At 42.5% G+C, this 7142-nt stretch carries 3 protein-coding genes and 1 pseudogene; 1 reads left to right on the forward strand and 3 read right to left on the reverse strand.

The window, feature by feature from the left end:
* Nucleotides 1-1225: 1225 nt before the first annotated feature.
* A complete protein-coding gene (locus HMPREF9304_RS08565; RefSeq protein WP_309597580.1) occupies nucleotides 1226-3424 on the reverse strand; it encodes a class I SAM-dependent DNA methyltransferase in 2199 nt (732 codons plus the stop codon).
* A gap of 30 nt (nucleotides 3425-3454) precedes the next feature.
* A pseudogene (locus HMPREF9304_RS15240) lies at nucleotides 3455-3931 on the reverse strand (type IIL restriction-modification enzyme MmeI); the annotation flags it as partial.
* 1409 nt (nucleotides 3932-5340) lie between these two features.
* On the opposite strand from HMPREF9304_RS15240, the gene porT reads away from it, so the two are divergent.
* Nucleotides 5341-6090 (forward strand): type IX secretion/gliding motility protein PorT/SprT, encoded by a 750-nt coding sequence (porT, locus tag HMPREF9304_RS08570; RefSeq protein ID WP_036928219.1) that lies wholly within the window; start codon nucleotides 5341-5343, stop codon nucleotides 6088-6090.
* A gap of 130 nt (nucleotides 6091-6220) precedes the next feature.
* On the opposite strand, the gene HMPREF9304_RS08575 is transcribed toward porT, so the two are convergent.
* Nucleotides 6221-7066, reverse strand: a complete 846-nt coding sequence (locus HMPREF9304_RS08575) for a bifunctional metallophosphatase/5'-nucleotidase (RefSeq protein ID WP_036928220.1) — start codon at nucleotides 7064-7066, stop codon at nucleotides 6221-6223.
* Between the last annotated feature and the right edge of the window lie 76 nt (nucleotides 7067-7142).

Raw genomic sequence — 7142 nt, forward strand, 5'->3', positions numbered from 1 at the left:
TTGTTGCCATGACGAAGAATATATTAAGGTAGAATCATCAACCAAAGAGTTGCCACAAAAATTAAGCTTTAGCCTCTTCGAGGTGTAAATGAGCGATGTATTATTATCGTCGAATGTTGTAGGTAACGTTGNCATCATAAATTTGATTTGAGGTGAACGATATGTGTTATGTTCGTATAATAAATTTGAATTGCGATAAATGTTGCATTTGATATTAATATTATAAATTGTGATGTGCGTTTAATGTTCCATGTGATGTGCGCCCCGAAGGGGCAATAGCATACAGCCTGGGGTAACACCCCNGGTAATGTTGAANGGNGTGNGGACGTCCTGTAAGGACAAAAGCATGCGTAATGCGTTGATATGTAGCGCTTTTGCCCTTACAGGGCGCAAGTCAACGCACGCATGTTTACCCAAGGTGTTACCTTGGGCTGTGGTCTTTTGCCTCTTCGAGGCGTACATTAGCGATGCATCATTATTCGATGCGTTGCCACAAAATTTGTGTATTTGCCACGATGAAGAATATATTAACGTAGAATTATCACCCAGAACGTTGCCACGAAATTTGCATTGTTGCCACGTCAAAGAAGGTTTTAACGTAGAATCATCACCCAGAGCGTTGCCACGAAATTTGCATTGTTGCCATGATGAAGAATGTATTAACGTAAAATCATCATCCAGAGCGTTGCCACAAAGAATAAACTTTTGACTATTCGAGGCGTGTGCCAACGACGCAGCACTATTCGATGCGCTGCCACGAAATTTGCATTGTTGCCACGGTGAAGAATGTATTAACGTAGAATCATCACCCAGAGCGTTGCCACAAAATTTGCATTGTTGCCACGTCAAAGAAGGTTTTAACGTAGAATCATCACCCAGAGCGTTGCCACAAAGAATAAACTTTTGACTATTCGAGGCGTACATTAACGATGCAACATTATTCGATGCGGTGCCACAAAGTTGAGGCTTTTGCCTCTTCGAGACGTATATATTATAATACATATTTGCTATTTTTACTTGTCTACTATTCGCTAACAACTTGTCAATTATCCATTAACAGTATGCCACCAAACCATAAAGACCATGCCAACGAACCATGAACAATTTGTCAAATATCCAACATAACTTGCCAACTATCCACTAATAATTTATTAACCATCCACTAACAACTTACCAAATGTGCACAAATAGCTGGGCAACATTTGCCTGTTTAACATTGGCATTTTTACCCTTTACACTTCTTTTGGTATAGCTTGAAGAGTTGGGCAACGCACTCTGTTTCGGTCATGGAGGTGGGAAAGCCATAAAGGCGCATTACCAGTCGGTCGTTGTCACGGTGGGCTTTCAGCAGTTCGTGGGGCATCAGCGTGGGGTCGTACAAGTCGGCAAGGCTCGAGTCGGGGTACAGTTGGCGTGCGTCCAATATGCGCTGCGCCGCCTGTGCTATCTCCGCACGCTGCTCATCGGTAGCCTCGGGCCACGGAAAGTTGTTGTACACAATAGTATTTGAATAGCTATAATCACTTTTCAACCGTCCACATACCGCTCTCATCCACGCCATGTGCACGTTGCTCTCCAACACACCAAAGTGGTAAAGCGTAGCATTGGCAACCATAAATAATTTATCTCCAGCTATCACTTCGGGCTTCAGCCAATCCATTGGCACGTACCTCCGCCGTTCAGAAGACACTTTTGGTATCGCAACATACGCAGTCTTACAATCTTTTATTTCATCAAAGAGCATCGGAATGTCCGCCTTCTTTTGAGTAGCTGCCTTTTTGCTTGCAAGCCTAAAGTCTCTTACTTTTTCTATCCGTTGCCTTACTTTAGGGCATTTCCTTATGTCAGCAGGACTGACTCCTACTAACCACAAACAAAAACGAGGCTGTCGACATATAAAATCCTTGCCCATCATAAACGGTCTTATAAATGGTTTCGCTTGTGGTTCGGCTGCCAACAATTCGTCTTTTTCTTCTGCTGTCAATACTAAATTTCCATCGTCTGTCGGTTGTGACCCTCTACACATGGCTGGAACATCACCCAAACTTGACGTTCTACTTTCAATATAAACATCAGGTGCATCCATCAGATAAGCATTGATATGTTCTGCCTGAATCGTCTGCCCTTTGTCAAATATCATTTTTAGCTGATTATCATCCACAGTACACGAAAATCCAATGACTACTACATGCACATGTGCTTTGATGGCAGCTTCGCTGTCCCATTGAAACGTGCGGTGTGCAAAATTGATATGAATACCAAACAATTCTTGCAATGGTTTCCATATTGCGGCTACTTGCTCGCCTTGGGTAATGGAATTAGTAGACACCAAAGCGGCACGAATATTGGTGCCTTGCATCATTTCGGCAGCCTTGTAAAACCAAGCCGAAACATAATCAATCTTGCCTGCCGTCTTATATGGCTTTCCTGTTTGTTTGTCGACAAAGACCTGCAGCAGGTCACTTTTTTGTTCCTTGCTTTGCAATGAGTAGCCCACAAACGGTGGATTGCCAATGATGTAATCAAGCTCGTTCTTGTTGCAGACGCTGTTCCAGTCGGTGCGGAGCGAGTTTCCCTCGTGAATGTTGGCATACGACTTGAGCGGCAGGAAGTCGATATCGTGATTGACGATGCGTTCCGTCTCGGCTATCATTTGCGCCTCGCTTATCCAAAGGGCGGTGGTAGCCACGGTAACGGCAAAGTCGTTAATCTCGATGCCATAAAACTGGTGGATGTTTACCTTGATAGGATTTTCAAAAATGCTACGTTCTATTTGGTTATATACGATGCTGAGGATTTCATTCTCCAGTCGGCGAAGTGACAAATACGTTTCTGTCAAGAAGTTGCCTGAGCCACAAGCAGGGTCAAAAAAGCGCAACCCAGCCATTTTGTCTTGCAGTGCAAGTAGTGCAGCCACACGCTTCTTGTCGTTTGGCAGCTCTTTACACGCCTCAAACTCACGCCTTAGTTGGTTCATAAACAGCGGGTCTATCACCTTGTGTATGTTCTCTATCGAGGTGTAGTGCATGCCACCGGCACGACGAGTCTCGGGGTTGAGCGTGCTTTCAAACACACCTCCGAAGATGGTGGGCGATATCAGACTCCAATCAAAGTCAAGTGAGGCATGTTTTAAGAGCGTGTTTCTTAGTTCGGGAGTGAACTGTGGAATGTCCGTCTCTTCGGCAAACAGTCCACCGTTGGTATAGGGAAAGGCAGCCAAGTCGGGACGTATATACTTGCTGCGCTTGTCGGTAGGCGTGTTGAGGGTATCGAAGAGTTGCAGCAACGCCATGCGCATAGAAGGAACATCAAACGACTCCAAGTAGTCGTGGAACATGTCATGCCGTGGAAACACCCCTGCATCTTCGGCATAAAGACAAAACACCAAGCGCACACACAAGATGTTGAGCGAGCGGAGCGCCATGGGGTCGGTCTCATCGTACTGCTTAATCAACTCATCGTATATCCTCCCCACTATCTCACCAGCCTGCATGGACACCTGCAGTTCGCGCTCCAGATGCACACTGCGCACCTCTACCAAGAATTGCAATCGGTAGTACTCCCGCTCCAAGTCTTTCAGTTCTATGCGAGAAGGCTCACCCTTCGGGTTCTCCATGTCGTACACGTCAAACTCGGCAAAGTTGCAAGTAACAATCCATCGTGGCCGCTCCGAGTAAGGCAGCACGGCACTGTAGCGTTGCGCCTGCTGAAAGGGTGTGAGCATGTTGCCATCGCTCTGCTTGATGGGTTGCCGCAAGTTCTTGCCCAACGACTTCTGCTCTATCATGACATGCGTAGAGGGTATCATGGCATCGATGAACGATGTGTGGTCCAACCTCGCCTGCTGCTCAAAGCAAATGAAGTTGGCTGCGTCGCTAATGCCATAGACATTGGTGAGCAAGTCAATCCAAAACAGTTGGCTCTCGCCCTTCTCATATCCCCTACCTTGTCATCTTTTTATAAAATCGGCAGCCGCCGTGCGTTGTTGTTTCTCTGTAAGCATATCTTTTCTTTGATTGATGATGACAAAGATACTACTTTTTTTTAGGTGAAAACCATAAATAGCCAATGTAAATGAGCCGCCATGGTTCGGTATCGCGTTCTTTGTTGTAGGCTGGTTCTATGAATTACCACCATATATTGTGAGTAATTTTTAGACCTCTTCCACCCGGTTCTCATTCAATAAATATTGCGTCGAAATAAGAACGTCCGCTCTCCTATTTTTGTCAATATAAATGACAATAAAACCGCAATTGAAAAGTTGCGAAATAGAAAAAGACAAGAGTGAAAAAAGCAGGCGAAACGGCATTTTTGGACGTAAAAAGTGCTGTTGGCTCGCTGAAGCATTGAGTTAAGGCAACTATTACATGTGAATAACACCCTTACTAAGTTACTATTGAGGCACTAAAGCATTGTTACAACGCCGTTTTTTGATGCTTTTTGGGGACAAAAAAAGAACAAAAACGAGACTTCAAGCGTACGATTGCGCATAATCACTTAATTAACAACGAGTTACAAAACTATCGCATAACTCGCGTATTTGCGACCGAAAGTAAAGTTGGTTGCAAATATTCGAATTATAAACGTGTACTTGTTAAATATTTTGACAATAATTACACCCCCATTTCATTGAGGTTATTGCCACAAAGAGCATGGTATAGATAATAATAGTAGGACTCATTTATTAACAAAAAGTCGCTTGTAGTCAAAAACAATGATGTGCTTATGTTGGAGCAACAAATTAAACATAGAAAGCAAATCTACCGACATCAACATGTTGTGTGTTTTTACTAAATTCATTCGTCTAATTTGTTGTTAAAACAAAAAAAATGATTGTTGTTGACACAAATTCACGGGCTGAAAGCCCAAAAGCTTACAGCCCAGGGTATCACCCTGAGGTTAGATGTATTGAGCTAATTACGTCCTGTAAGGACAAAAGCAATTGATTATTATTTCGTTACATTTGCTTTTGCCCTTGCAGGGCGCACAACCTCGCTGCGCAACATCTCAAACGGAACAGCATGGACAATATCCGTGATACTCCGATGCAACGGACAGCAAACAAAAATATTATAGCAACGGAAGGGCACGGTTATTTCGTTGAAAGAAAATATTGTTAACAACGAATTTAACAAATGAAACGAATCAACTCAACAAGACAATGAACGCCAGCGTTCATTGATACCAGCAATTAAATTTGTTTTTTTTTCGTTTAATTTGTTGTTAATACAAAAAAAATGATTGTTGTTGAACAACATTGCCCATCAATAAAAAGAGCTGTGTCCGCTAAAGAACTTGTGCCAATTAGCAATATGACGGTAGATTTTACGTTATTCCAACATGAAGAAGACAGTGCTTTGTACAATTTTATTTGTTGCCTCATGGGTTCAGTGCGTTGCACAGATAGACCGTGTCGTCCAAAATCGTCCCTACGCAGATTTACGCCCACTGCACTTTGGCGTATTATTGGGTACTCATGTACAAGATGTTGAATTAAATAATGTAGGTATTCAACATCTCACACACGAAGACGGGAGTGTGTCAGAACGTCTCATTACCGTTGACCAAGATAGATGGGATGCAGGACTCACAGTGGGAGTACTTGCAGAAATGAGGCTCAGTAAGCACTTTCAGTTTCGCATTGCTCCTGCCATGTACTTCGGAAATCGACACTTAACTTTCCGCGACTATGGCATGTTGGATAAAAAAGGAAAGCCAACGGAGCAGCGACAAGACATGAAAACCGCTTACATCTCCTCCGCCTTGGATGTTATCTTCGCTGCGCCGAGATTTAATAACCACCGACCCTATTTAATTACAGGGGTGAACCCTATGATTAACCTCAATGGGAAAAACGACCAGTTTGTAGCCCTGAAGCGTTACGATGTATTTGCAGAAATAGGCGTGGGGTGTGATTTTTATCTACAATACTTCAAGCTAAGACCAGAACTTAAATTTATGTTTGGACTCACCAACAGCTATGATAAGAATCATATCAAAGGTATCAAAGACAAGAACATGATACCTTACACCAACGCTACCAACGAAGCACGCTCCAAGATGATAGTCTTGACATTCTATTTTGAATAAAGATGAACACACCAACAAATAGGGTGAGTTCCATAAATTAGTCTCGTCAAGCCCTAAAACGTATGCTACGATGGTAATTTATAAAACTCACCCAGAGTGAAATTTCTTTATTCCTACGCCAAATGTTTTGTCATTTTTTCTTGAATTGCAATAGCAACTTTCCTACATAAATGGCATGTTTCCCATTTTGATCAACAGGTATCTCTTTTCCATCCAAATTCTTAACATATCTTAGAGATTGGAAATATGTATGAGAGTGTCCGCCTAACAGTAGGTCTATGCCCCGGGTATGTGCAATTATACGTTGTTCGCTCATCCCCTTTTTCAACCAACCCATGTGCGATAAACAAATCACTAAATCGCACTTGTATTTATCTTTTAAGAGAGAAGCCATTTGCTGCCCTACTTTGATAGGGTCTAAATACTTCACTCCCTCACACTTCTTCAAATCTACAAGTCCTTCCATTTCTGGCGAGAGTCCAAACACACCAATCTTAATTCCTTTGCGCTTCAGTATAATATACGGCTTTACCAAACCTTCACAAACAGTTCCCGTAAAGTCATAATTGCTACATACGACAGGATAATTTAATTGTTTGATAAGACGAGCCAGGTTGTCCATTCCAAAATCAAACTCATGATTGCCAAGCACACCAGCATCATACTTCATTTCGTTCATCAACTTTGCCTCTACCTCTCCTTTATATAAGGTATAATAAGGTGATCCTTGACTGAAATCGCCACTATCGAAAAGTAACAGCTGAGGGTCTTTCTTCCTTTCCTCTTTCAGCATCTTTATTCTTCGAATAAATCCCCCTCGCCCTGCAAGCATGGTATCTGCTAAGTTCGGGTTTAATGGATATATACAACTGTGGGTGTCGTTTGTGTGGAGAATGGTAAGACTCTTATTTTGAGCCACAAGTGTTGTCCCTAAACATAAGAGCACACTAACTAATATATAACGATAATTCTTCATTTCTAACTTTGGTTATTCTGGTTAAGGCTGGTTCTATAAATTAGCTTTGTTAGATTTTGAGCTTATTTTTGAGGTC

The sequence above is a fragment of the Hoylesella timonensis S9-PR14 genome (genome assembly GCF_000762405.1).
GTDB lineage: Bacteria > Bacteroidota > Bacteroidia > Bacteroidales > Bacteroidaceae > Prevotella > Prevotella timonensis_A.

What these genes read in the sequence shown, in the direction of transcription:
- HMPREF9304_RS08565 (WP_309597580.1), bottom strand. Translation starts at nt 3,424, where the DNA reads ATGGCGCTCCGCTCGCTCAACATCTTGTGTGTGCGCTTGGTGTTTTGT.
- porT (WP_036928219.1), top strand. Translation starts at nt 5,341, where the DNA reads ATGAAGAAGACAGTGCTTTGTACAATTTTATTTGTTGCCTCATGGGTT.
- HMPREF9304_RS08575 (WP_036928220.1), bottom strand. Translation starts at nt 7,066, where the DNA reads ATGAAGAATTATCGTTATATATTAGTTAGTGTGCTCTTATGTTTAGGG.